A 25,647-nucleotide genomic window follows, 5' to 3' on the forward strand; every position below is an offset into this window, starting at 1 on the left:
AGTCCCCACAGATCTCAGGAAACGACCATGGCAACCGTGAACATTCAAAATATCCAGAAGAACTACGGCGCGGTGAAGGTCATCCATGGCGTCGATATAGACATCGCGGATGGCGAGTTCGTGGTTCTCGTTGGCCCTTCCGGCTGCGGCAAGTCCACGCTTTTGCGCATGATCGCCGGTCTTGAGGAGGTAAGCGGCGGCGAGATCCGAATCGGGCCGCGCGAAGTCTCGCATATGCCCGCGCGTGATCGCGACATCGCCATGGTGTTTCAAAACTACGCCCTTTATCCGCACATGACGGTGGCCGACAATATGGGCTTTGCGCTGAAACTGAAGAAGGTCGATCAGTCGGAGATCCGCGCCAAGGTGGGACGGGCAGCGGCCATTCTCGGCCTTGAGAAGCTTTTGGACCGTTATCCGAAACAATTGTCCGGCGGCCAGCGCCAACGCGTCGCCATGGGACGCGCCATCGTCCGCGATCCGCAGGTGTTCCTGTTCGATGAGCCGCTCTCTAATCTCGATGCGAAACTGCGCGTGCAAATGCGCGGCGAGATCAAGACCATGCATCAGCGGATCGGCACCACCACGATCTACGTCACGCATGATCAGGTGGAAGCCATGACAATGGCCGACAAGATCGTCGTTCTTCACGACGGCTATATCGAGCAGATCGGCGCGCCGCTGGAGCTTTACGACCGCCCAGCCAACATCTTCGTGGCTGGCTTCATCGGCTCGCCCGCCATGAACCTCATCGACGGTCGCATGGAAGAAGGTGCATTCCGCACGTCCAAGGGGCTCATTCTGCCGCTGCCGCAATCCCTGCCTGCCGATGTGGGAGGCCGCGAGCTGATCTATGGTATTCGTCCGGAACATATTCGCGCCGAGCCGCAAGGTATCGAAGGCCGGGCAATCCTTGTGGAAGGCACCGGATCGGAGATTTTCGCCCGGCTGGATGCCAAGGGTGAAGATATTGCCTGCCTGTTCCGCGAAAGGTTCGACATCCGCTTTGGCGATACGGTCCATATGGTTATCGATCCGGCTCGCGTGCATCTGTTCGATAAGCAGACCGGCCGCAGGCTCTGATCTATGCAAAAGCGCGTTCTTTGCGTCGGAGCAGCTGTACTCGACACGATCTTTCGCGTCCACGAATTGCCGAAGGGCGAAGGCAAGATCCTGCCTTCGCAGATGGTGCAGATTGCGGAAGGCATGGCCGCCAGCGCCGCCTACGCCATCGTACGGTTGGGCGGCAGCGCCTCGCTTTGGGGCGCCGTCGGAACAGATGAAACGGGTAAAAGAATACGCGGCGATCTGGCTCGCGACGGTATCGACGTCACCGAAATGACAATTGTGGACGGCGCGCCCTCAGCAATTTCCACAATTCTGCTGGACGACCGGGGCGATCGGCTGATTGTGCCGTTTTACGATACCCGGCTTCACGCCACCTTGCCACCGGTCACCAGGGCGGAGATTGGCCGCTTCAATGCGGTGTTGGTGGATGTGCGCTGGCCTGCGCTCGCGCTCGAAGTGCTGAAACTAGCCCGAGAGGCGGGTATTCCTGCCATTCTGGATGGTGATGTCGCTCCGGTGGAAACGCTGGAACGTCTCGCCCATGAGGCGGACCGCATCATCTTTTCGGACCCTGCGGCGCGCTCGCTTTGCGACCTTCGCGAAGAAGGCGAACTTGTTCGCACCCTTGCCGAACGTTTTCCTCATGCCCTTGTGTGCGTAACCTTCGGAGCCGGCGGTGCTTATTGGCAAGATCTCCCGAACCAAACTTTGTTTCACCAGCCTGCTTTGCCGATCGTTCCGGTCGATACGCTTGCTGCGGGCGATGCATTTCACGGCGCCTTCGCTCTTGGCATTGCCGAGGGCCTCGATGTGGAAAATGCCGTGCGGCTGGGCTCAGTTGCAGCAGCTTTGAAATGCACCGTTTTCGGGGGACGCATCGGCATGCCCTCGCGCGCTGAAACCGAAGCCGCACTTCAGCAACTGGCTCCTTGTAATTTCTACGTCTAAGAGAGCTTTTTCCGAATGCGCCTTGAAAGAGTGTATCGGTAGGACATCGAGACTTTCATTTCGCCGAGATGCATCTCGATCCTGCGGTGGGCACGCTCGCTCAGTTCGCGCTCGGTGATTGCCGATAGGAAGCGAGCGGCTGACCATCCTTCCCGATCGGCATATTCGGCAAATTACGGTCAGAGGGTCTTAATTGTGGGCTACCGGAGCTCGTTGAGCATAATCCCGGCCTTATTCCATTAATGACACCTGCGCGACCGCGAGAAGCTGACATACATCCTAATCAGCCACGACCTCGCCGTGGTCGCCCATCTCTGCGACCGCGTTGCCATCATGCAGAACGGCGGTTCCGTGGAGGTGGCGGCAAGGGCTCAGTTGTTGAAGGGCACTGTGGCACATCCCTACACCCGCACCCTGATCGAGGGCAGCAAGGGGTACGTCGGCAGAGTCCGCTTGAAGAGCGTCGTGCCGTAGCAAGCGTCCTCAGCAAGCCTGTAGATCTGGTGACAGCGCACCCGTCCCAGCCTATTGACCGCATTCCTGCATTTAAAAGGGATCCGAACCGCTAACCAGACTCTCGCCGACGTGTAACCTACTGAACAGAAACACAAATAACCTCTGCGACCGCGTTAACAAGCAGACATCTAACAACTGCTTTCGGCTCGATGAATCCCAAGACCATCCGACAAGCGCGACGTAATGTTTTTCATCAGATCGGGCGAGCTTCTATCTACACCATAAACAAAACCCGGAAAATCCAAGGTCTTTTGAAGCGCCCATATGGCTTCATGCTGGTCGGGGGGCAGAATTTGTGCCGGGTCACCGACAGCGATCCATCCGATCGGCACGGTCGAGCCCGGTTCCAGTCGGGTTCGCAGGTGCACGGTTCCGTTGATGCGAACTTCGGACCCGCGCCCGATCTGCGCCCCGTGAAATACGGCTGCCCCGGTGGCGATGAAAACTTCCCCGTCGATTTGAGCACCAACCACGTGGCTGTTAGGACCGACGATGCAATGGTCCCCAATGGAACAGGCATGGCGACTGGTGGCGCGGATCACCGCATTCTCGAGCACGATGCAATTCCGTCCGATGAGGATGGAGCCGCCGGCTTCCGCCACCAGGCGAGCTCCATGCATGATTCTGCTACCCGCACCGATGATAACATCACCGCAGACCGTCGCGTCCTGCGCAACCCAGGCGTCGGAATCGACCGATGGCGACCGTTCGTCGTAAGACAAAATCATGTTTTACTCTCCTCTCACAATCTCGGCTGCTATGATGTTGTCTTCACAGATTCGAGATGCCAGACCTTGGCGACGATCCGCCAGCCCTCAGTCCCTTTCACGAAGCAAAGGTGATCGACGAAGACGTTCGCGTGGATCCGCAGCCTGACCTTCACGGTAGCTGCAGCCGACGAAAGCCAATCGATCAGGATGATTTCGTCTTCACGTTCCTGCGAGCGACTTGCGGGAGATTCGCGCTTTGCAATCACCTGCCGATAATCTGCGATCGGGTCCACCGTGATCGCGCCTTCGTCAGCGTCGAACAGGCTTGAGGCCGGATGAAAGACCTGATCAAAGAGCGAGAGATCGCAGGCGTAGAGGGCATCGAAATAGGTTTGGATGGCGTTTAGCAGCTCTGTATCGCGGCTCATCTGGCTTCTCCGGATTTGTTGGCGAGTGACCGTTTCGCACACCGGCAGTTCGAGTTGCCAGCGGCAGGATTGCCAGATAAGACGGCATTCATGCCAAAAACTGAGAATCCACGCCTTCCCGCAAACAGACGTGTCGTCAGCCTCGTCTACGACGGCCTCTGTACCTTCGAGTTCGGGATCACGGCCGAAGTCTTCGGATTGGACCGCCCTGAAGCGGGGCCCGACTGGTATCAGTTCAAATCGGTCTCGCTGGAGGATCAGTTTCTTCATGCCTGTGGTGGTCTGACGATCGCAGCAACAGGCACTGAAGCCGATCTGCATCAGGCCGGAACAATCATCGTCCCCGGTTGGCGGGGACCCGATGAACCGGTACCGGAACAGATTTGTAAGGCATTGGTTCACGCTCACGAGGGCGGCGCTCGCATTGTTTCCATCTGCGGGGGCGCTTATGTGCTTGCGGCCGCCGGCCTGCTCGATGGCCGCCGTGCGACGACGCATTGGCGTTTCGCAGAGGATCTGGCCCGCCGCTATCCTGCTATCGAGATCGACGCGAGCTGTCTCTATGTCGATGAGGGTGACATTCTGACTTCGGCGGGCAGCTCGGCAGGCATTGATCTGTGCCTGCATATCGTCCGTTCGGATTTCGGGGCAGAGCTCACCAATACGGTGGCGCGTCGCCTCGTGATGTATAGCCATCGCCAGGGCGGGCAATCCCAGTTCATCGAGCGCCCCGTGCCGCTCCGGCGGGAGGCCGATCGGTTATCCTCGATCCTGGACCACATTCTGGCCAACCTTCACCATCCACATACGATAAGTTCTCTCGCTCACCACGCGGGCATGAGCGAACGCACCTTTCAGCGTCGCTTTCATGCCCTGACCGGCCTACCACCGCTCAAGTGGATCCTCAGGGAGCGGCTGGAGCAAGCCCGCATCCTGCTGGAGACTGATTCTGCCGAGCCTGATGACATCGCAAGCGTGACCGGACTCGGAAGCGCGGAAAACCTGAGGCTGCAGTTTGGTCGACATTATGGCGTCAGCCCGTTGACCTATCGTCATCGTTTTGCATAGCGCGCTGAAATGGGCCTGTCTCCTCTGAACCGCCGCGGAGAACGTCGTGAACCGTCCATTTTCGGGGTGACCGAATTGCAGCTCCTCCCCGCGAATGTCTCGGTTCATGAAGCAGGATAGGCGCCCCGCAAATGTGGCCCCGTTGCAGCTCCGGCGAGCCTGCCGGGGAACGCTGTTTGGCGGCTTTCGGCGGTGGCATGCGCGTGCCGATCGCGAACAGAACTGCACTGACGGCCGCAAACCCGGCAAACAGCAGGAACATGCCAGGTCCGCCAAAAGCGCCGAGCATGAAGCCGCCGAGAGTCGGCCCGATGAAATTGCCGATGGTCGAAAACGAGTGCGCGCCGAAATAGCTGCCTCTGTTCCGATTGTTGGAGATACCATCGACCAGCATATATTCAGACGGCACGACGAGGATCTCGCCGATCGTGAACACGATCATCGAGAACGCCAGCCCCCAGAAACCGACAGCACCAAGGAAACCGATCTCACCCAGCGCAAACAGGACGCAGCCGACCACAAGACCGTTGAGGGCGCCCGCGCGTTCGATGATGCGGCGGGCGAACGGGTTCCCGATCAGGACGACCGCACCGTTGATCGAAACGAGATAGGCGTAGATTTCCATGCCCCCGGTGACGTTTCCCGTCAGGTAGGGGGCAAGCGTCGCCGACCATTGGCCATAAACTGCAATCAGCAATGTGCCGCCACCGACAAAGAAAGCCAACCGTGGATCGCGGACCGCCGCCTTCAGACTCTCGATCAACGGCAAGGAGGCCGATGCTTTGGAAACACCATCGCGCCGGTACATCGGTACCTTCAATAGATGCAGGACCAGCGCGAACATTGCATAGATAAAGCCCGCAATAACGAAAAGGGTGGTGGACGCTGCACCGGCAGCGATCCCCATCAATGGTCCAACGGCCCAGCCGACATTCGTGGCGGTATAACGCCACGAAAAATATTTGAGACGCAGCGGCTCGGGGCACACATCACTCATCAGGGCGCGTGAAATCGGCTCGTAGATCGCAAGAGCGACGGCAGCAGCGATCTGAGCAATGCAAAATGCAACAACCGTTTCGGCGAGCCCCATACCAACCAAGGCAAGAGCCATTGAAAGCAAGGTAAGCACCAGCACTGTCTTGCGCCCCACCCTATCGGACAGTGTGCCTGCGAAGGGAGCCGTGAGAGCGCCAAGCAGGGGGCCGATCCCGAGAAGCGCACCAATCATGGCCGGACCGAGCCCGAATGACTGCTGCAATTTGATAGCGAGGAACGACAGCGTCATGGCGCGGGCGATGGTCACGAATCCGGAGCCCGCAATGAGGAGCAGAACATAGTTCAGTCGTTGTCTATCATACGTCATCTGCGCCCTCAGGGATTTACTGTCGAATGAAGCGATTCCCGCGCTAGCCTATCCGATCTTCCGTCAGATGACCTGGATTCTTGCAACGTATGAAGGCCGGAATCTTGCTGCATCGCTTTTCACGACTATCATCAATTGACGCGCTTTTCGGGCGAGAAGAGAAGCGCGGGTGACGTCTGCTATCGAATCGATTGCGGATGTAACGCAACCACGCCTCATGAGTGGTCACTTGCTTGCCGGCTGCCTCATGGCACTAGCTATCGGCGACTCCGTTCGCCGGTAGCCGGGTCAGTTCGTCGCGGACTTCTTTTGCATTCCGCGACAACACGTGCCCGCACTGCCCGTTCGGCCTCCAGTCCTCCTGCGGACAGCACGAGTTCATATCCAGGTCACTCCTGGAACGACACCTGATACAGGTCATTAGATTTCGGCTTCACTCTTGCTCGGCCATTCGATAGCCCACGCCAGGCTCCGTCCTGACGATCCTCGGCTGCGTCGGATCCCGTTCGATCTTCTGGCGCAACTGACCGATGAAGACACGCAGATAATGCAAGTCGTCACCATGGGCGGGACCCCAGACGGTCGTCAGGAGAGCACGATGTGTCACGACGCGGCCGGCATGGCGCGCAAGCAGCAAAAGCAGGTCGTATTCCTTGGGCGTCAGGTGAACCGTTTCGCCATCGCGGGTGACCCGTCTCTTGATCGGGTCGATCGTCAAACCGTCGATCTCCGTAACGGCCGGGATCGCGTCGCGCCGCCCGCGGTGGCGGAGCGCGGTGCGGATCCGGGCGGTCAGTTCGCCGATGCCGAACGGTTTCTCGACATAATCGTCTGCCCCAAGATCGAGCGCCGCGATCTTTTCGCTTTCGCGGTCACGGGCCGACAGGATGAGGATCGGGATGTCCGACCAGCCGCGCAGGCTGGTGATGACTTCCTTGCCATCCATGTCGGGAAGGCCGAGATCGAGGATCACCAGGTCAGGTGCCTGGGTCGCCACGGCCTTCAGCGCTTCGGCGCCCGTGCCGGCCTCGACCACCTCGTATCCGGCAGCGGAGAGAGAAGGTTTGAGGAAACGCTGGATCTGCGGCTCGTCGTCGACAACCAGGATGCGGGACTGGTTCATCTGACGTCGTCCCTGGCTTCACTGCTTGCTGGAAAGCGCATGACGATTCGCGTGCCCCTCTTCTTCAAGGCCGGGCTCTCCGCATGAATCTTGCCACCCATGGCCTCGACGAAGCCACGGGCAATGGAAAGCCCGAGCCCCGTTCCCGGCGCGCGCCCGTCCGGCTTTCCCCTGCGATAGAATTTTTCGAAGATGCGGTCCAGATCTTCGGGCGGAATGCCCTTACCCTGATCGGTGACCGAGATCAGCACGTCCCTGCCGTCACGTCTTGCATAGACGTTGATCGGCTCTTCACCGCCGTATTTCACGGCATTGTCCAAGAGGTTGAACAGCACCTGGCCGATCAGCACGCTGTCGCCACGGATCAGCGGCAGATCAGCGGCGATGCCGGTTTCGATGATGCGGCCCGGCGCATGTTTCCGGGTCCGCTCGACGGCGGACTGCACGACGTCGGCAATGTCAACCCAGTCCTGTTTTGGCTTAAGCGTACCCGCCTCGATACGTGTCATGTCGAGCAGATTGGCGACGAAGCGGCTCATGCGGCCACTTTCCTCCTCGATCGACTGGAGGAGGTCGTCACGGTTTTCCTGCGTCATCCGCCCGCCGAGCTGGCGAAGGCCGGTCACGGCACCGGTGATGGTCGCAAGCGGCGTGCGCAGATCATGGGAGATGGAAGAGAGGAGCGCCTCGCGATAACGCTCCCCTTCAAGGCGTGCTGCCTGCTCCACCGTCTCGTCGGCGAGGCGCGCGCGGTCCAGTGCAATCGCAGTCTGGTCGAGAATGGCAGTCAGCGAACGTTCAGCGTTGAGATCGAGGCTCGCGCCCGAATGCTCGATGCCGCAGACGCCGACAATGCCGTGCGGTCCAAGAAGCGGCCGAAATTCGAAGCGGCTGTTCGGCAGCGTCCCGGTGCCATGGCCGGCGGGCTCGCGCTTATCATGGGTCCAGCGGGCGGCGGTCATGTCGGTCACGTCGAGTTCGGTGTCCGGCGGCCAGGCGGCCGTCACGGCAAGGTCTCCCTTACGCGGCACGAGAAGCACGACCTTGCGCTTGAGGCTTGCCTGCAATTGCGAGACGGCGAGCCATATGGCGTCGTCGCCCTTGGCCGTGGTCGCCAGCTTGCGGGAGAAATCGTAAAGTGATTGCAGCGCGGCCGCGCGGATCCGCGCCACCTCCGCCTGTTCGCGGATGCGCGAGGCTAGACCGCCAGCAATGATGGCAACGGCAAGAAAGACGAAGAGCGCGAAGACCTCGTGCGGGGCCGCGATGGTGAAGGTGTGGCGGGGATCGATGAAGAAGAAGTTGTAGGCCAGCGCCGACAGGATAGCGGCCAGGAATGCCGAAGCATAGCCGCCGACCACCGAGGCTCCGAGAACTGCCAGGAGAAAGAGCAGCGATATGTTCGGCAACTCAACGAAGACGTCGATCCCCTTGCCCACGACCGTCGTCGGGGCGACGAAACCGAGAGCCCAGATTGCCGATTGCCTGAGCGCGGAAGCCCTCGGCAGGCTGACTGAGGGCCGCGCGCGTTCAGGGGGCGACCCCTCCGGTGTGACGATGTGGACACCGAGACCTGAGGCCTCGCGCGCCAGCGCATCGGGCAGCGAGCGGGAGACGAGCTTCTGCCAGCGGCTGCGCTTGCGCGTGCCGATGACGATCTGGGTCGCATGCTCTCGACGCGCGAGCTTCAGGATTTCCTCAACGAAATCATTGCCGACGACACGGCGCGTTTCCGCGCCCAACTGCTCGGCGAGACGAAAGAGCGTTTCAATCCGCTGCAAGCGTTCCGGTGTCTCCACCTCTCGGTCGGCCCGCTCGATCGAAACGACAAGCCACGGTGCGTTCAAACCCGAGGCGAGACGGCTTGCCACGCGCACCACCTTTTCCGAGAGCAGATCCGAACCGACGCAGACCAGGAGCCGTTCGCCGGTGGCCCAGGGGCCGTCGATGGCATTTTGCTTCAGGTAGTCGACCATCTGGTCGTCGACCCGGTCGGCGGTGCGGCGCAGCGCGAGTTCGCGCAGCGCCGTCAGGTTGCCGAGCCGGAAGAAGCGATCGACGGCGCGATTGGCGCTTTCGGGTAGATAGACCTTGCCATCCTTCAGGCGTTCGATGAGTTCGGATGGCGCAAGATCGACCAGCAGAACCTCGTCAGCGCGCTTGAGCACGACATCGGGCACACGCTCGCGCACGGTCACCCCGGTGATCTGTGCGACGAGATCGGCCAGGCTTTCGAGGTGCTGGATGTTGAGCGCCGTCCAGACGTCGATGCCGGCCGAAATCAGTTCCTCGATGTCCTGATGCCGCTTGGGGTGGCGGCTGTCTTCCGGGTTGGAATGCGCGAGTTCGTCGACGATGACGATGCGCGGCCGCCTTGCGAGAGCCGCATCGAGATCGAACTCTTCCAGCATGCGTCCGCGATGGGCGACACGCCGGCGCGGCAGAATCTCCAACCCGTCGAGCAAGGCCGCCGTCTCGCCACGGCCATGGGTCTCGACAAGGCCCACGACGACATCAACGCCATCCGCCTTCAGGCGTCTGGCGCGCGACAGCATCGCATAGGTCTTGCCGACACCGGGTGCGGCGCCCAGAAAAACGGTGAGCTTGCCCCGGCGGTCTTTCTCCGCCAGGGCAAGCAATGCATCGGGATCGGGACGCCGTTCGTCCCTGCGGTCGTCATCCGCCATCAATATCTCATCAGTTCCGGGCGTCGAGCGCCAGGTTCAGCTCTAGCACATTGACCCTTGCTTCGCCGACAACGCCGAAGTCGGATTTTTCAGTCGCCTGCTGCACGATTGCAGCGACGGCTGAGGGCTGTAGCCCCCTCGCCTGCGCCACTCGCGCGACTTGAGCCTCGGCAAATGCAGGCGAGATATGCGGGTCGAGGCCAGAGCCCGAAGCCGTCACGGCGTCAGCTGGGACGGGTTGGGCAACGCCGGTCGACGCGAGCCGCGCAACATCTGCCGTGACACGATCCTTTAGCTTCACCGAAGTCGTGCCGAGGTTCGAGCCGGAGGATGCCGCGGCGTTGTAGGCGTCGGGGCCGGTCGCCGAGGGGCGCGGCCAGAAATAGCGGTCGGAGGTGAAGGCCTGACCGATCAGGGTCGAACCGACGACCTTGCCGTCCCGTTCGATCAGGCTGCCATTGGCCTGCGAAGGCATGACGGCCTGGGCGATGCCGGTGATCGCCAGCGGAAAGGCAAGCCCCGTCAGGGCGGTGAGGGCGACGACCAGAGTGAGGGCGGGTCTGAGTTGGTTGAGCATGATTACACCAGATTAAGAGCGCTGACGGCGATGTCGATAACCTTGATGCCTGCAAAGGGCAGGATCAGGCCGCCGACGCCGTAGACCAGCAGATTGCGGCGAAGCAGTGCCGCGGCACCGGACGGACGGTAAGCCACGCCTTTCAGAGCCAGCGGGATCAGCGCCACGATGATCAGCGCGTTGAAGATGACGGCCGAAAGGATCGCCGATTGCGGCGAGGCAAGGCCCATGATGTTCAAGGCTTCGAGCGCCGGATAGGTGGCGACGAACAGCGCCGGGATGATGGCAAAATATTTGGCGACGTCGTTGGCGATCGAAAACGTCGTGAGCGATCCGCGCGTCATCAGCAGCTGCTTGCCGATCTCGACGATCTCGATGAGCTTGGTCGGGCTGGAATCGAGATCCACCATGTTGGCGGCTTCGCGGGCGGCCTGGGTGCCGGTCTGCATGGCCACACCGACATCGGCCTGAGCAAGTGCCGGCGCATCATTGGTCCCGTCGCCGCACATGGCGATCAGGCGGCCACCCTGTTGCTCGCGCCGGATATAGGCGAGCTTGTCTTCCGGGGTTGCCTGGGCGAGGAAGTCGTCGACGCCGGCTTCGGACGCGATGGCGGCGGCCGTGACCGGATTGTCGCCGGTCACCATGACGGTACGGATGCCCATGGCGCGCAAGGCCGCGAAGCGTTCCTTTATGCCGGGTTTGACGACGTCCTTCAGGTGAATAACGCCAAGCAGACGGTCGCCGTCGGCCACGCCGAGCGGCGTCCCACCCGTGCGGGCGACCTGGTCGACGGCGCGGCGGAATTCGGCAGGCGCATCCTGTTCGGTGAGGCCGGCAAATTTCAGCACGGCATCGACGGCGCCCTTGCGCAGACGGCGCTGACCGATGTCGACGCCCGAAAGGCGCGTCTCAGCGGTGAAGCCGATGACTGCATTGAACTCGGCCTTCGGCATGGGAACACCGAACTCGCCGGTTGCCAACGCCACCACGGAGCGCCCCTCAGGCGTTTCGTCGGACAGTGAGGCAATGAGTGCGGCTTCCGCCAATTCTGTCGGCGTGACGCCGGGAGCGGCGAGGAAGTCGCTCGCCATGCGGTTGCCGAAGGTGATGGTGCCCGTCTTGTCGAGGAGCAGCGTGTCGACGTCGCCTGCGGCCTCGACCGCGCGGCCGGATGTGGCGATCACGTTGAAGCGGACGAGACGGTCCATGCCGGCGATGCCGATGGCCGAGAGCAGGCCGCCGATCGTGGTCGGGATCAGCGTGACCAGCAGGGCTGCCAGCACGGTGACCGAGAGCACGGTGCCGGAATAACCGGCCAGGCCCCAGATCGCGACGCAGACGAACAGGAAGACCAGAGTCAGGCCCGAAAGCAGGATCGACAGCGCGATTTCGTTTGGCGTCTTCTGGCGCTGTGCGCCTTCGATTAGCGCGATCATGCGGTCAACGAAGGACGAGCCCGGCTGGACGGTGATCCTGATCTTGATCTCGTCTGACAGAACCTGCGTGCCGCCTGTCACCGCCGAGCGGTCACCACCGGATTCGCGGATGACGGGGGCGGATTCGCCGGTGATGGCGCTTTCGTTGACCGAGGCGACACCCTCGATCACTTCGCCATCACCCGGGATCAACTCGCCGGCTGCGACGAGCACGATGTCACCGACCTTGAGGCTGGAGGCCGGAATGGTTTCCGCCTTGCCGTTGGCGCCAAGCCTGCGGGCGACGAGTTCAGACTTGGTCTTCTTCAGGCTGTCGGCCTGGGCGCGGCCACGGCCTTCCGCCACGGCTTCGGCGAAGGTGGCGAAGAGCACGGTGAACCAGAGCCAGGCGGCGATCTGGCCGGAGAAGCCGGCCTCGCCGGGATTTACGGCGAGGTCGCGGATGAAGAGGATCGTCACGACGACGGCGACTATCTCGGTCACGAAGATGACCGGGTTGCGAAGGAGCTTGCGCGGATCGAGCTTGACGAACGCATCGCGGATCGCCGGGAACAGGATCGACGGGTCGAGAAGACCGGGGGCTTTATGGTCTTTTGACATGGTGGTTCCTTAGAAGGTCTGGCCGGCGAGCATGGCGAAGTGTTCGACGATGGGGCCGAGCACTAGTGCAGGCAGAAATTGCAGGCCGCCGAGAATGAGGATGATGCCGATCAAGAGGCCGACGAACAGAGGGCCGTCGGTCGGGAAAGTGCCAGCGGAAGCGGGTGACTTCACCTTGGCGGCAAGCGATCCGGCGATCGCCATGACCGGTACGACATAGGCGAAGCGGCCGAGCAGCATCGCGATGCCAAGCGTGGTGTTGTACCAGACCGTGTTGCCGGTGAGGCCACCGAAGGCCGAGCCGTTGTTGCCGGCAGCCGAGGTATAGGCATAGAGGATTTCGGACAGGCCGTGCGGGCCAGCCGTGCCGATGCTTGCCACAGCAACGGGCAGCATGGCCGACACAGCGGTGAAGCCGAGGATCACCAGCGGCAGGATGAGCACGGCGAGCATGGCGAACTTCATCTCGCGTCCCTCGATCTTCTTGCCGAGGAATTCCGGCGTGCGTCCGACCATCAGACCCGCGACGAAGACGGACAGAATTGCAAAGACCAGCATGCCGTAGAGACCGGAGCCGACGCCGCCGGGCAGCACTTCGCCGAGCTGGATCAGGAACATCGGCACCAGGCCGCCCAGGCCTGTGAACGAGCCGTGCATGCCGTTGACGCCGCCATTCGAGAGGCCTGTGGTAACAGCCGCATAAAGTGCTGTCATGGCCTGGCCGAAGCGGACTTCCTTGCCTTCCATATTGCCGAGGGCTGGATCGACGCCGATCGCCGTCAGGATGGTATTGCCCTGGGCCTCGGCCCAGTAGGTGACGGCCACGCCTGCAATCAGCAGGATCGCCATGGCCGAGATCAGCGCCCAGCCCTGCCTGCGGTTTCCGACCATCTGACCGAAGGTGTAGACCAGAGCGGACGAGATCGACAGCATGGCAAAGATGTTGAGATAGTTCGACCAGGCGGTCGGGTTTTCGAAAGGATGCGCGGCATTGACGTTGAAGAAGCCGCCGCCATTGGTGCCGAGCTGCTTTATCGCCTCCTGAGACGCGACGGGGCCCAGCGAGATCACCTGGTTGGCGCCTTCAAGCGTGGTCGCGGTGACGGACGCGTCGAGCGTCTGCGGCAGACCCATGGCGACAAAGGCGAGGGCGACGACAATGGCGAGCGGCAACAGGACGTAGAGGGTGGCTCTCGTCATATCGACCCAGAAGTTGCCGAGCGTTGCGACCTTGGATCGGGCTAGTGCGCGGGTAATCGCGACGGCCAGCGCCATGCCGGTCGCGGTCGAGAGGAAGTTCTGCACGGTGAGGCCGGCCATCTGGGAGAAGTGGCTCATCGTCGTCTCACCGCCGTAGTTCTGCCAGTTGGTGTTGGTGACGAAGGAGACTGCCGTGTTGAATGCGAGATCCGAGGGCACGCCCGGAAACCCTTGAGGGTTTAGCGGCAGATAGGCCTGCAGCCGCAGCATCGTATAGAGCGCCAGGAAGCCGGCGAGCGAAAAGGCGAGCATGGCGAGCGTATAGCCGAGCCAGCTCTGCTCCTTCTCAGGGTTGATGCCGCTCACCCGGTAGAGATCCCGCTCCACGCGGCCAAGGACGGGTGACAGGAAAGTCCGCTCACCGGAAAACACCCGCGCCATGTAGAGGCCGAGTGGTTTGATGACGATGATAACGGCGAGGAAGAGGAGGCTGATCTGCAGCCAGCCGACAAGGGTCATGGATCTGCTCCGATCAGAAGCGTTCGGGACGCAGGAGCGTCACGACGAGGTAGACGCCGAGGGCGACGGCGACGGCGAGGCCGAAGAGGGGTTCAATCATCGGAATCCCTCAAAGCCGGTCGAGCGCGCGGGCATAAAGGGCCAGCACGAGGAGGGTGCCGCCGCCAAGCGCGATGAAGATGAAGTCGGACATGTCCGTTTCTCCTGTTGATACCGACACAGGATTAAGGGCGCTTCGGGTTAGGCTTCGATTGGGAAGGCGCGTGGTGGAGATAAAGAAAACATAAGGATGCACCCCCAACGGTCGAGTATCGACCCATTGCCAGTGATAGCCACAGCTACCAACCAGGCTTCGTCTGTCCGAGCCGGAGGGCCGGTTGGCTGGCGGATCACCTGCCCGCTTCGCGGCGGTCGCCTTCAAACCGCCTTCAGTGGTTCGAAGACGGCTTTCATGGCGGGATCGAAGCGGATAGTGGGCAACGCTGCGATGTAAAGGGCGTCTCGCACGGGCTTGCGACCACCTGCGATCATCCTCTTGCCGCGCATCAGACCACTGTCGCGATTGACGGGCGTAACGCCGACCAGCTTAGCAATCTCGTCTTTGCCAATCAGCCCCAGTTCGGGAAGGCCGGCAATCAGGAAGCATGCGGTTCGCAGATCGATGCTCTTGAGCGACATGAGAACCTTCGCCTTGAGGGGCAAGGCCTTCATCCGACTTGAGGCATGCTTCCATAGCATCGACCACCGACTGGCGCTGCTGCTGCAGGAATGCAAGTGCCTCCTCGATCCCCGCCCCGGCATTGGTGCCGGCAACTAAATACGAATCCAAGATCGGCATGAGAAACCAAACTGCTTCATCCATTCCTTTTCGCGTAAAATTGCCGAATTCTGCAACGTCCGCCTGGCCCCGCTCGTCTCGAAATGAACACTGGACAACATCAAGCCGTACCTGACTAGCCTGATCATCTACCGCAAAATCGTCTACCGCAAACACCCGCCGATGCGGATGAACTGCATCAACTGGCGTTCAATCAGCGATGCATGCGGTCTCGAAGACGAGCTGACGGCGGCGCTTAAGAAGAACCTGCTGCCAGGCCTTGAAGCCATCGCACGCTGGATCGACAAGGAGCGAACGATAGATGATGATCGGCCCACGCCGGATGACGAGCGCCGGGCGCCAGCTGCGCGAGGGATAAGTCCTTATCTGCGCCCCGAGAACAGGCATCGCCTCCCACGATCCCGCTGTATGACATCCATACCAAATTGCGACAGAGCCTTCTTGAGATTACTGAGCCAGAGCCGCCAGCCGACCGCTTGAAGGTTGGCGCATGATGTCCATCCGGACGTCGTAAATGCGAACAAGTTCCTCGGTCGTCATGACCTCTCCCGGAGTGCCATGGGCGATCAGCCGGCCGGAATGCAGGGCAACAATCTCATCGCAGAAGCGGGCGGCCATGTTGATGTCGTGCAGTACGGTGATGATGGTGATGCCCTTGTCGCGGCAAAGATCGTGCGTCAGAGACAGGACGTCCAGCTGATGGCCGATGTCGAGTGCGGAAATGGGTTCGTCGAGCAGAAGGCAGGCGGCATCCTGCGCCACGAGCATGGCAAGCCAGACACGCTGGCGTTCGCCGCCCGACAGGCTGTCCACCATGCGCTCGGCAAAAGGACCTATACCGGTGAGTTCAATTGCCTCCTCCACCTTCTGCCTGTCGATGGCGCGGAACCGGCCGAGCGCGCCGTGCCAGGGATAACGGCCCAGCGCCACCAGCTCCTTGACCAACATGCCGGGCGCTGCCGGCGTCCGCTGCGGCAGATAGGCGAGCCGGCGGGCGAGTTCCCGTGTACCCCAGCCTTCAAGGGGCTTGCCTTCGAACTGGATAGTGCCCGCGCTCGCCGCCTGCTGCCGGCCGATCAACTTCAACATTGTTGATTTGCCGGAGCCATTGTGACCAATCAGAGCAATGGACCGGCCTGCCCGAAGATCGACCGTCAGCGGATGCAACAGGACGCGACCTTCGATTGCAAAGCTCACCTCCTTCAATGAGAGGAGAGGAGGACTTGGCTTGGCGATCTCACGCTCGTTTGCGTTCAGCGGCATAGTGCATCATCCATAAACTGCAAGGGTAGGCTTCCTTTGTTATCAACAGATGGCCTGCTTGAAGACCACACGCAGGCAGGATTGATACCCTGCATTAAAGTTGATAACTATACACATGTTTATTCGATCAGGATAGCTGCATGACTTTCCAGCCACGAATGCAGAACAGGATCGAGGGTTTTTCGGTGATGGGCGGGCTGAAGCGCCGCTACTGGAACGGCATGACCGCCGACCTGTGGGACGTGGAATGCGCCGCCTATGCGGGCGGCCACTATGTGGCACGGGATCCAAGACTGTTCATCCTGCTCGACCAGCGCGGCCACGGGCGTCCTCTGGTCAAGCTTTCGCCGAAATCCCGCGGCGCCCCACAGGACAGCAACCAGAGCCCGATCTCGTACATTCCCGCCGGCATGGATCTCTGGATGGACTTTGCCGACGTGCAGTATGTACGTCATCTCGATATCCACTTCGACGCGGATATCCTCGGCCGTCGGCTCATGGAAGAAATCGACTCAAAAAAGCTCAAGGACCCCCAACTGCTGTTCTCGGACCAGCGCGTCATGGCGCTGGCCGGACTGATTGCCGCCGAGATTTGCAATCCCGAGCCGTTGCACGATCTCTACGGGGACGGGCTTACCCTGGCGCTCCTCATCGATGTCCTGAAAATGGTGAAGACACCGCCGCGGCGGCGGGGAACGCTGGCAATCTCCCAGCTTCAGCGCGCCACGGATTTCATCACCGCAAACTGCATGCGCAATATCCGTCTGCAGGAACTCGCGGACTTGACGGGGCTGTCACCATCGCATTTCAGCCATTCGTTCAAGGCGTCGACTGGCATGGCGCCCCACGACTGGCAGATGAATGCCCGGCTGGAACATGCGAAGAATTTACTGGTGTCAGATGCCTATCCTTTGACAGAAATCGCTGCCGAAACCGGGTTCTCGGATCAGGCGCATTTCACCAAGGTCTTCCGCAAGCATGTCGGAACGACCCCGGCCCGCTGGCGGAAGGCGAAGCAGGAGTGATGCATTTTTGCATATATTTGCCCGCTGTTTCTGAATTTGCCCAAAAACGTCCAATTGCCGCCGATCGAACCAAGCCGAAACTTTAAATATGAGCTAGCTGCTCATCTTATTGCGATGCCGCTTCTCGCGAGCGGCGGAAAAGTTCGTCTGAGTGGGGCTTGGAATGGAAAAGAGAGAAGCAGCCTTGGGGGCAAGGCTAGGACTGGGTGCGGGTGTGGCACTGGCAACCCTTTGCGCCGCCTGGGCGGCGCATGCGCAGAATGCCGATACGACACTGGCGCCGATCGTTCTTCATGGCGAAGGCGAAGGCGATGGAACCGGCCCGGTCAAAGGTTACGTCGCGAAGAAATCGACGACCGGCTCCAAGACCGATATGCCGCTCAAGGAAATCCCTCAATCCGTGTCGGTCATCGGCAGGGAAGAGATGGACGACCGCGGCGCCGTCAGCAAGATCGACCAGGTGCTCCTCTACACGCCTGGCGTGTTCGGTCAGCCCTATGGCTCCGATCCAGACACCGACTGGATCTATGTTCGCGGCTTCAACGCATCGCAGACGGGCGTGTTCTTCGACAGCCTGGCGCTCACCAGTCACTCCTACGGCGGCTTCCAGCTTGATCCGTTCATGCTCGAGCGCGTCGAGGTCCTCAAGGGACCGGCCTCCGTCCTGCTCGGCGGCGCCAATGCCGGCGGCGTCGTCAACCTGATCCGCAAGCGCCCGACCGACGAGCCTTATTACTACACAGAGACCGGCATCAACACGAACGGCAACGCCTTCTTCGGCTTCGATCTCTCGGACAAGATCACGCCTGACGGCAGCTTCAGCTATCGCCTCACCGGCAAGCTGGCGGGCGGTGACAACTATACCGATTACAGCGAGGACCTGCGCGGCTTCATCATGCCGCAGTTCACCTTCTCGCCGGACGCGGGCACCAGCCTGACGGTCTGGGGTTATATCAGCGGTCTGGATCAAGTCCACACGACCAACGGCCTGCTGCCCTACGGCGGCACGGTCGTCAGCGCCGGCTACGGCAAGATCCCGCGCGACATGTTCCTCGGAGACCCCAATTTCGACGACGGCACGGTCGTCCAGAAGATGGTTGGTTACGAGTTCGAGCACGAATTCGAAGGCGGCTGGAAGTTCACGCAGAACCTGCGCTATTCCAACCTCTTCAAGCGGGAGCAATACGTCTATCCGTTCGATATCGACCAGACGGACGCGGTGGTCGGCCGCTATAGCGAGGACATCACTTCGAAGGCCAACGCCTTCAACGTGGACAACCGGATTGAGAACGAATTCGACCTGGGCGGCGCCTCGCACAAGGTCATGGCGGGCCTGGATTATCGGTATTACCGCCTCGATACCGACCAGTTCGCGAGCGCCTTCGGATCAGTGCCCGCTTTCGATCCAGCCAACCCCGCCTACGGCGTCGCCCTGCCGCCGGTCGCCCGCAACCTGCACCAGGTCTATACGATCAACCAGGTCGGCGTTTACGCCCAGGACCAGATCAAGTTCGGCGACGGCTGGATCGTCACCTTGAACGGCCGCTACGATTACGTCCACAACGAGATCGAGGACCTGCTCGCGGGAACGCAGAACTATTCCAGTAACGATCGTGCTTGGAGCGGCCGCGCGGGCCTGGCCTACGAGTTCGCCAACGGCCTGACGCCCTATGTCAGCGCCGCAAGCTTCTTCAGCCCGATCGTCGGCCTGACGGGGGGCGCCGCGCCGAAGCCCGAGGAAGGCTATCAGCTCGAGGCAGGTGTCAAATACGAGCCGACCTGGCTCGATGGCAGCCTGACGGCCTCCGTCTTCGAGATCACCAAGCAAAATTACACGATCACGACCGGCGGGATAACCAGCCAGATCGGCGAAGTCCGCTCTCGCGGTATCGAGGTGGAAGGCAAGTTCAACCTGGACCAGAACTGGAAAGTCATAGCGGCAGCGTCCTATACCGACATCGAGATCACCAAGGACGATCCGACGCTGATTGGAAAGACGCCCAATGTCGTGCCAGATGTCCTGGCCTCGCTCTGGCTCGACTACACCGTCACGGAAGGACCGCTGGAAGGGCTCGGCTTCGGCGCCGGCGTGCGCTACCGCGGCAAGTCCTGGGCGGACAATGCGAATACCCTGCGCGTTCCGGATGCGACCGTCTTCGACGCAGCGATCCACTACGAGAAGAACGACTGGAAGGCGTCGCTCAACGTCACCAACCTGTTCGACAAGGAATATGTCGCAGGCTGCAACACGCAATATTTCTGCGGCTACGGCGAGGCACGCACCGTCAACTTCAAGATCAGCAAGGTCTGGTAATTTGACAATCTTAGACAAGTTTTGCAGGAAGGCCATTTTGGCCTTCCTGTGCCTTGGGAGACATGTCAAGAGTGCACCGATTTAGCCGCAGAGCCATCCTTTCAGCCGCCGCTGCGTCGGCTGCGGCGCGCGTCCTGCGCGCGCAAGATGCGGGTCCGCGGATTGCGACTCTCGACTGGGCACTTCTTGAAACGCTGCTTGCGATCGGCGCCAATGTCGTGGCTGCAACCGAGCTTCGCCAGTTCCGCCAGGTTGCAGTCAAGCCCGATGTGCCCCAGGGCGTCGCCGATCTCGGCCTGCGGGGCACGCCGAATTTCGAGGCGCTGCGTCTCGCCCGCCCCGACCTGATCTTCAACTCGAACTTCTATGCCTGGGCCGATCCGCTGATGAACCGTATCGCGCCGGTCGAAAGTCATCCGATCTATAAGCCCGGCGAAAGCCCATACATCCTTGCAGAGCAGGCGACGCTGGCGATCGGCGAGCGCCTGCGGCTCCCCGCAGCCCGCCGGCTGGTCGAGGATCTCGCGGACAGGCTCGATCGCTATAAGAACCTCTTTGCCAAGGGTGACGGCCGTCCCCTCCTGCCGATCAACCTCGGCGATGCGCGCCACTACAGGGTCTTCGGGTCCGACAGCCTGTTCGGCGAGGTGCTGAAACGCATGGGGCTGGCCAATGCATGGGCAGGCGCGACCAGCTATTCGGCCATGGCGCCGATGGGCATTGAGACGCTGGCTTCGATGCCCGAAGCCTGGATCGTCCTCATTCCTCCGCATCCGGAGGATGCCTTTGCGGCACTGACCGAAAGCGTGTTCTGGAAGGCCTTGCCGGCGGTGCGGGAAAACCGCGTTCTGACGGTCGGATCGATCAATCCCTACGGGGCTCTCCCCGCAGCAAGCCGCTTTGCCGATTTCCTGGCGGAAGGGTTTTCTTATGTCCGGAGCGGTTAATCTCCCCATGCCCATGCGCACCGGCCTGCCCCACTTTCTCCCTGCCGTCGTGCTCGGCATCGCTTGCGTTACGTCGTTCATTCTGCTGCTGGCGTTTCGCCCGCACGTTCCGGGGGAGGCAGCGCCGACCGCGGCGCTCGACGCAATCCTGCTGTGGAACAGCCTTCTGCCCCGCGCTGCAATCGCTTTGATCGCCGGTGCCGCGCTCGGCCTTTCCGGTGCGCTGCTGCAAAGGGTGCTGCGCAATCCGATCGCCGATGCCTCGACCCTTGGCATCGCATCGGGTGCGGAACTGGCGCTGGTTTTCAGTCTCGGTTTCCTGCCGCTTCTGGGCGGCATCTCCCGCGAGCTGATCGCTTTTGCCGGCGGCTTTGGGGCGGTCGCCATCGTGCTGGCGCTGAGCTGGCGGCGCGGGCTCGATCCGGTCACGGTAGCGATCTCGGGGATGATTGTCAGCCTGATCACCGCCTCGCTCAGCGTGACGCTCATCCTGGCGCGCGGCGAATATGCAATGTCGATCCATATATGGGGTGCGGGTGCCCTCAACCAGCAGGACTGGAGTGGCGTCAACTCGCTCGCGCCGCGGCTCGGAGCGGGCATCGTCGCCGCGGCGATGTTGTTGCGACCGCTGAATGTCCTGGCACTTGATGATTCCAGTGCTAAAAGCCTCGGCGTGGCGCTGCACGGGGTCCGGTTCTCGATCCTTATCCTCGCCGTCTGGCTATCCGCCTCGGTCACGGCAACAGTCGGCATCATCGGCTTTCTGGGGCTTGCAGCGCCCGCCATGGCAAGGCTCTGCGGCGCGCGAACAACCGGACAGGTGATGATAACGTCTCCTCTCGCGGGAGCCACGGTTCTCTTCCTGGCCGATTGCCTGACGCAATTGCTGGGTCCAGGTTTTTCCGATCTCGTACCGACAGGTGCCGCAACCGCGCTGCTCGGCGGGCCGTTGCTTCTTCTCCTTCTGCCGCGCGTCAACGGATTCTCTGCCATGACCGCAACAGCCGATGCCACCTCGCGACAGTTTCGAAAGCCTGCCGTCGCACTGTCGCTCCTGGCAGCGGCGTTTGCCGTCATCCTCGCACTCGTGCTGACTTTGGGCCCAACGGAGAGGGGCTTGAGCGTTGCACTTGGCCCGCTCTTTTCCGAGCTCCTGCCCTTTCGCCTGCCACGTATCCTGGCAGCCGGCGGGGCCGGCGCGCTGCTCGGAGCAGCCGGTTTCACCATGCAGCGGGTGACCGGCAATCCGATCGCAAGCCCTGAAGTACTCGGTGTTTCGAGCGGCGGCGGCGCCGGTTTGACGATCGCTCTCTTCGTCTTCGGTGTCCCGTCACCTGCAGTCGTGCTTCTCAGCATGGCGCTCGGCTCGCTTGGCGCCTTCCTGGTGACGATCGCAATTGCCGGCCGCTCCGGATTTTCGGCCGAACGGCTGCTGCTTGCCGGCATCGCCATCAGCGCCTTCTGCATGGCAATCGTCAGCATGGTGCTCGCCCAGGGCGACATGCGCAGTTATGCCCTGCTCACCTGGATGTCGGGATCGACCAATCGCGCTGGCGCTGTCGAAGCCTGGACGGCAATGATCACGCTCGTCGTGTTGACAGCACCGCTTTTCCTGATGACCCGCTGGCTCGCCATCCTGCCGCTCGGCACCAGCCTCTCCCGCAGCATCGGTCTTCATGTCCTGCTGTCCCGCCTTGTGCTCGCCATTCTTGCTGGATTGATGACGGCGATCTCATCTTTCCTGATTGGCCCCTTGAGCCTGGCGGGATTGATCGCGCCGCATCTCGCCCGGCTTCTCGGCTTCCAGAAGCTGCAATACAATCTTGCCGCGGCGATCCTGATCGGCGCAGGCGTGATGATGATGGCCGACTGGCTGTCGCGGGTTGTCATCTATCCCTATCAGGTGCCGGTCGGCCTCTTTGCCGCGCTGATCGGCGGTCCCTACCTTCTCTGGCTGCTCGGGCGAAAGGAAAGATCTGCATGATGGCAGAACGCTTCACGCGGTGAGGTCACTTTATCGGCGACCTTAACGGTTGAAGGCTAAGCCGGTGCGATGAACCCGTCGATCGTCAGCTACAAGAATCATCGTTTTCCACCGCAGATCATTGCCCATGGCGTGTGGCTTTATTTCCGGTTTCCTCTGAGCCTGCGGCTGGTCGAGGAAATGCTTCTGGAGCGTGGCATCATTGTCTCCTACGAAACGATCCGGCGATGGAGCCGCAAGTTCGGTGCTGCCTACGCAAAGCAGTTGCGAAGGAAGAAGTCGTCGCGAAAGGACATCTGGCATCTGGACGAGGTGGTTATCTCCATTGGCGGCCGGAAACACTGGCTTTGGCGAGTCGTCGCTCAGGACGGATATATTCTCGACGAAATCGTGCAGGCTCGTCGCGACACGAAGGCTGCCAGGCGATTGCTGGTCAGGCTGCTGAAGAAGTAAGTCCTCACGCCGAAGCGGATCATCACCGACAAGCTGGGCTCATATGGAGCGGCAAAGCGGGACGTGATGCCTTCTGTCGAACATCGATCGCATAAAGGCCTGAACAATCGCGCGGAAAATTCACACCTGCCGCTGGGAAAGCGAGAACGGATGATGCAAGGCTTCCGAGCCTCCGGCGGATTGCAACGATTCACCGCGGTCTTTTCGGCAATCAGAAATCACTTTGTCCCGTCCCACCATAAGCACACCGCCCTCGCCACCCACATTCATCGAATCCGCGCAATGGCGCAGTGGAGGGCCGTAACCGGCGCAGCTGCCTGAGTTCAACGGCAAGCCATTCGCCCGGCTTCAGTCAAACAACGTGACATCACCCGGTCGCCAACCCACCCCAAGGAGACGGGGGAAAGGTAGTGTCACTCCCGGCGCGGAAATTCGCACGACTGCTGAGGACAACTACCGTCATGGAGTCGATCTCAAGATGCAGGCGGAGGCAACTGCCCCCGCCTGCATCGGTCACTCAGAAGTCTTCCCAGCGTTCGTTGCTGACTGCCACGGCTGCAGCTCTATTGGCGGAGAATGTAGACGCGATCTTGCCCAACATACGGCGGGGGGGCGAGGCAACCGGCACCGATCGGGACACTCCTTTTGTGACGCCGTTTGTCCGGTGTTCCGATACGCGCCGGTCGGTCGCCGGGGCACCGAGCTGAAACTGACCAATCAGACCTCGCAAACGGCTCGCCTCATTTGCCAGGGTCGCCCCAGCCGCATTCGCCTCCTCGACCATAGCTGCGTTCTGTTGGGTTACCTGATCCATCTGGTTTACTGCGGTGTTGACCTCCGAAAGCCCAACCGACTGTTCGCGAGAGGAGGTGGCGATGGCGTCCATGTGTTGATTGATCGTGACGATATAGGTTTCGATCGTCTTCAACGCCTCACCAGTATCACTGACAAGCTTAACGCCATTGCCGACCTCCACCGAAGAGTTGCGGATCAGGTCCTTGATCTCCTTCGCAGCAGTGGCGGAGCGTTGTGCGAGTTCCCGCACCTCTTGCGCTACCACCGCAAAGCCCTTACCGGCTTCGCCAGCGCGCGCCGCCTCCACACCTGCATTCAGTGCCAACAGGTTGGTCTGGAAGGCGATGTCATCGATGACGCCGATGATGTTGGAGACTTGATTGGACGACTCTTCGATCTTGCCCATTGCATCGACGGCATTGGCGACGACGGCACCTGAATTGCGGGCACTTTCGTTCGCCTGTATTGCTACCATGCGGGCTTCTTCCGCGCGTTTGGATGAGTTCGCGACATTCGCGGTGATCTGATCCAGCGCTGCGGCCGTTTCCTCCAGGGATGCGGCCTGTTGCTCGGTGCGCTTTGACAGATCCTCAGCGCTCTGGCTGATCTCGCGCGAGCCGGAGTCAATAGAGCTCGTGGCTTCCGCGACCGACGCCATCGTGTCCTTCAACTGGGCAACGGCCTGGTTGAAGTCGACCCGCAGGCCCTCGAATTCCTCGGCGAAGGACTGGGTAACCTGGACGGCGAGATTGCCTGCGGCAAGCTGCTTCAAACCATCCGCAAGACCGTTGGTCGCCTGCGCCATCGCCTCGGCACGGATGCGCTCTTCTTCGGCGATGGTACGACGCTGCTCCTCAGACAGAGAGCGCTGGTTATTGGCCTCTCGTTCAAGGCGGCGGTTCTCCAGCGCGTTGGTCCGGAATACCTCTACTGCTGCCGCCATTTCACCCACCTCGTCGGTCCTGCCGGCAAAGGGAATCGGAGTGTCGGCATCGCCGCCCGCAAGCCTATTCATGGACGCGGTAATCGCTTGGATGGGGCGAATCATGGTTGCCGACAGCAATATCAGCGAGATAGCTATGACAACAACGGTGGCGGCTAAACCAACCACGATGCTCCAAAAAGTACGATTTGCTGCATCCGCAGACGCCGCCGCACGTTCATCGAGCAGCGACGCTTCTGCATCGGATATTTCCTTCGCTATCGCACGGATAGCGTCCATATACTTTTTGCCGGCACCAGAAATCTCCATGGATCGAGCCTGGTCGACAGTCGCTGCATCCCGCATCAAGGCGATTTCCTTGGCCATCACCTCGCTGCTCCAGCTATGGACCTGAGCCTGTAGATCCGCGAGCCTCTTCTGTTGCAACGCATTGTCGGCCGTCAGACTTTTGGCTCGATCGAATGCTGATCGAAACTGGGCTTCTCCCGCCTTTTGGGGCTCAAGAAACCGCTCGTCTCCGGCCAAGAGGTAGCCGCGCAGACCAGTCTCCTGATTGACCATCCCCGAAATCATGTCATCGACGGTTCGAAGAACCTGATATGTATGCTCGGTCCAACCGGTCGCTTGTTGCTGGGTGGCGGAAGACCTGACGCTGATGAGATTGACGGTAAGACCGACCAAAAGGACGAGGCTGAATGAGACGATCAGCTTGGCCATCGTCCGAAGGTTAGCAATATATGCGAACACCATATTCTCCAATGAATGCGGGTTCCCGCTTCAGGCAGATTCATCTGCAGGAGGGGGAAAAGGGCATGGCCGCCTTCATCGCGACCCCCTTA

Annotated in this window: 20 protein-coding genes and 2 pseudogenes; 10 read left to right on the forward strand and 12 right to left on the reverse strand. The window is 61.0% G+C overall.

Annotated features, from left to right (window positions below; all coding sequences use genetic code 11):
• Positions 1–27 precede the first annotated feature (27 nt).
• The 3 genes from C5L12_RS15125 to C5L12_RS15135 all read left to right on the forward strand — a co-directional run bounded on the left by C5L12_RS15125 (position 28) and on the right by C5L12_RS15135 (position 2,490).
• Positions 28–1,083: an ABC transporter ATP-binding protein gene (locus C5L12_RS15125; RefSeq protein ID WP_105372874.1), complete on the forward strand. Its 1,056-nt coding sequence runs from the start codon at positions 28–30 to the stop codon at positions 1,081–1,083.
• Positions 1,084–1,086: 3 nt separating this feature from the next.
• Entirely contained in the window at positions 1,087–2,016 is a 930-nt protein-coding gene (locus tag C5L12_RS15130) for a sugar kinase (RefSeq protein WP_105372875.1), read from the forward strand.
• Positions 2,017–2,316: 300 nt separating this feature from the next.
• Entirely contained in the window at positions 2,317–2,490 is a 174-nt protein-coding gene (locus C5L12_RS15135) for a hypothetical protein (protein ID WP_425350792.1), read from the forward strand.
• A gap of 170 nt (positions 2,491–2,660) precedes the next feature.
• On the opposite strand, the gene C5L12_RS15140 is transcribed toward C5L12_RS15135, so the two are convergent.
• Complete coding sequence (locus C5L12_RS15140) at positions 2,661–3,260, reverse strand: gamma carbonic anhydrase family protein (protein WP_105372876.1); 600 nt, start codon at positions 3,258–3,260, stop codon at positions 2,661–2,663.
• Positions 3,261–3,289: 29 nt separating this feature from the next.
• Entirely contained in the window at positions 3,290–3,670 is a 381-nt protein-coding gene (locus C5L12_RS15145; RefSeq protein WP_105372877.1) for a nuclear transport factor 2 family protein, read from the reverse strand.
• A 69-nt stretch (positions 3,671–3,739) separates the two neighbouring features.
• Here C5L12_RS15145 and ftrA point away from each other — a divergent pair, with 69 nt between their 5' ends.
• A complete protein-coding gene (gene ftrA, locus C5L12_RS15150; protein WP_425350793.1) occupies positions 3,740–4,738 on the forward strand; it encodes a transcriptional regulator FtrA in 999 nt (332 codons plus the stop codon).
• Here ftrA and C5L12_RS15155 read toward each other — a convergent pair.
• The 6 genes from C5L12_RS15155 to kdpA form a co-directional block, all read right to left on the reverse strand.
• The gene (locus C5L12_RS15155) at positions 4,704–6,101 is read right to left on the reverse strand and encodes an MFS transporter (RefSeq protein ID WP_105372879.1); all 1,398 of its coding nucleotides are present in this window, start codon (positions 6,099–6,101) and stop codon (positions 4,704–4,706) included. The two genes, ftrA and C5L12_RS15155, sit on opposite strands and share 35 nt — an antisense overlap.
• 433 nt (positions 6,102–6,534) lie before the next feature.
• On the reverse strand, positions 6,535–7,224 hold the full coding sequence (locus C5L12_RS15165; protein ID WP_105372880.1) for a response regulator: 690 nt from the start codon (positions 7,222–7,224) through the stop codon (positions 6,535–6,537).
• Positions 7,221–9,911: a sensor histidine kinase gene (locus C5L12_RS15170; RefSeq protein ID WP_105372881.1), complete on the reverse strand. Its 2,691-nt coding sequence runs from the start codon at positions 9,909–9,911 to the stop codon at positions 7,221–7,223. The genes C5L12_RS15165 and C5L12_RS15170 overlap by 4 nt, the downstream gene beginning before the upstream one ends.
• Positions 9,912–9,921: 10 nt before the next feature.
• On the reverse strand, positions 9,922–10,488 hold the full coding sequence (gene kdpC, locus C5L12_RS15175; RefSeq protein ID WP_105372882.1) for a potassium-transporting ATPase subunit KdpC: 567 nt from the start codon (positions 10,486–10,488) through the stop codon (positions 9,922–9,924).
• Positions 10,489–10,490: 2 nt separating this feature from the next.
• A complete protein-coding gene (gene kdpB / locus C5L12_RS15180) occupies positions 10,491–12,527 on the reverse strand; it encodes a potassium-transporting ATPase subunit KdpB (RefSeq protein WP_105372883.1) in 2,037 nt (678 codons plus the stop codon).
• 9 nt (positions 12,528–12,536) lie between these two features.
• A complete protein-coding gene (kdpA, locus tag C5L12_RS15185; protein WP_105372884.1) occupies positions 12,537–14,246 on the reverse strand; it encodes a potassium-transporting ATPase subunit KdpA in 1,710 nt (569 codons plus the stop codon).
• Here kdpA and C5L12_RS28790 point away from each other — a divergent pair.
• A complete protein-coding gene (locus C5L12_RS28790; protein WP_245422915.1) occupies positions 14,245–14,457 on the forward strand; it encodes a hypothetical protein in 213 nt (70 codons plus the stop codon). The genes kdpA and C5L12_RS28790 overlap by 2 nt on opposite strands.
• A gap of 212 nt (positions 14,458–14,669) precedes the next feature.
• Here the strand turns inward: C5L12_RS28790 and C5L12_RS29225 are convergent.
• The 3 genes and pseudogenes from C5L12_RS29225 to C5L12_RS15210 all read right to left on the reverse strand — a co-directional run.
• A pseudogene (locus C5L12_RS29225) lies at positions 14,670–15,033 on the reverse strand (IS110 family transposase); the annotation flags it as partial.
• A 240-nt stretch (positions 15,034–15,273) separates the two neighbouring features.
• Complete coding sequence (locus C5L12_RS15205; protein ID WP_105372887.1) at positions 15,274–15,471, reverse strand: hypothetical protein; 198 nt, start codon at positions 15,469–15,471, stop codon at positions 15,274–15,276.
• Positions 15,472–15,531: 60 nt separating this feature from the next.
• Positions 15,532–16,347, reverse strand: a complete 816-nt coding sequence (locus C5L12_RS15210) for an ATP-binding cassette domain-containing protein (RefSeq protein ID WP_105372888.1) — start codon at positions 16,345–16,347, stop codon at positions 15,532–15,534.
• 140 nt (positions 16,348–16,487) lie between these two features.
• Here C5L12_RS15210 and C5L12_RS15215 point away from each other — a divergent pair, with 140 nt between their 5' ends.
• The 5 genes and pseudogenes from C5L12_RS15215 (at position 16,488) to C5L12_RS15235 (ending at position 23,391) form a co-directional block, all read left to right on the forward strand.
• Positions 16,488–17,372 (forward strand): helix-turn-helix domain-containing protein, encoded by an 885-nt coding sequence (locus tag C5L12_RS15215; RefSeq protein WP_105372889.1) that lies wholly within the window; start codon positions 16,488–16,490, stop codon positions 17,370–17,372.
• A gap of 163 nt (positions 17,373–17,535) precedes the next feature.
• Entirely contained in the window at positions 17,536–19,686 is a 2,151-nt protein-coding gene (locus C5L12_RS15220) for a TonB-dependent siderophore receptor (protein ID WP_105372890.1), read from the forward strand.
• Positions 19,687–19,748: 62 nt separating this feature from the next.
• Positions 19,749–20,633: an ABC transporter substrate-binding protein gene (locus C5L12_RS15225; RefSeq protein ID WP_105372891.1), complete on the forward strand. Its 885-nt coding sequence runs from the start codon at positions 19,749–19,751 to the stop codon at positions 20,631–20,633.
• Positions 20,617–22,617, forward strand: a complete 2,001-nt coding sequence (gene fhuB, locus C5L12_RS15230) for a Fe(3+)-hydroxamate ABC transporter permease FhuB (RefSeq protein WP_105372892.1) — start codon at positions 20,617–20,619, stop codon at positions 22,615–22,617. The genes C5L12_RS15225 and fhuB overlap by 17 nt, the downstream gene beginning before the upstream one ends.
• A 69-nt stretch (positions 22,618–22,686) precedes the next feature.
• Positions 22,687–23,391 (forward strand): annotated as a pseudogene (locus C5L12_RS15235) (IS6 family transposase).
• Positions 23,392–23,587: 196 nt separating this feature from the next.
• Here C5L12_RS15235 and C5L12_RS15240 read toward each other — a convergent pair.
• Positions 23,588–25,558: a methyl-accepting chemotaxis protein gene (locus C5L12_RS15240; RefSeq protein WP_245422921.1), complete on the reverse strand. Its 1,971-nt coding sequence runs from the start codon at positions 25,556–25,558 to the stop codon at positions 23,588–23,590.
• Positions 25,559–25,647: the final 89 nt, after the last annotated feature.

This window comes from Neorhizobium huautlense, assembly GCF_002968575.1.
GTDB classification, from domain to species: Bacteria; Pseudomonadota; Alphaproteobacteria; order Rhizobiales; family Rhizobiaceae; genus Neorhizobium; species Neorhizobium huautlense.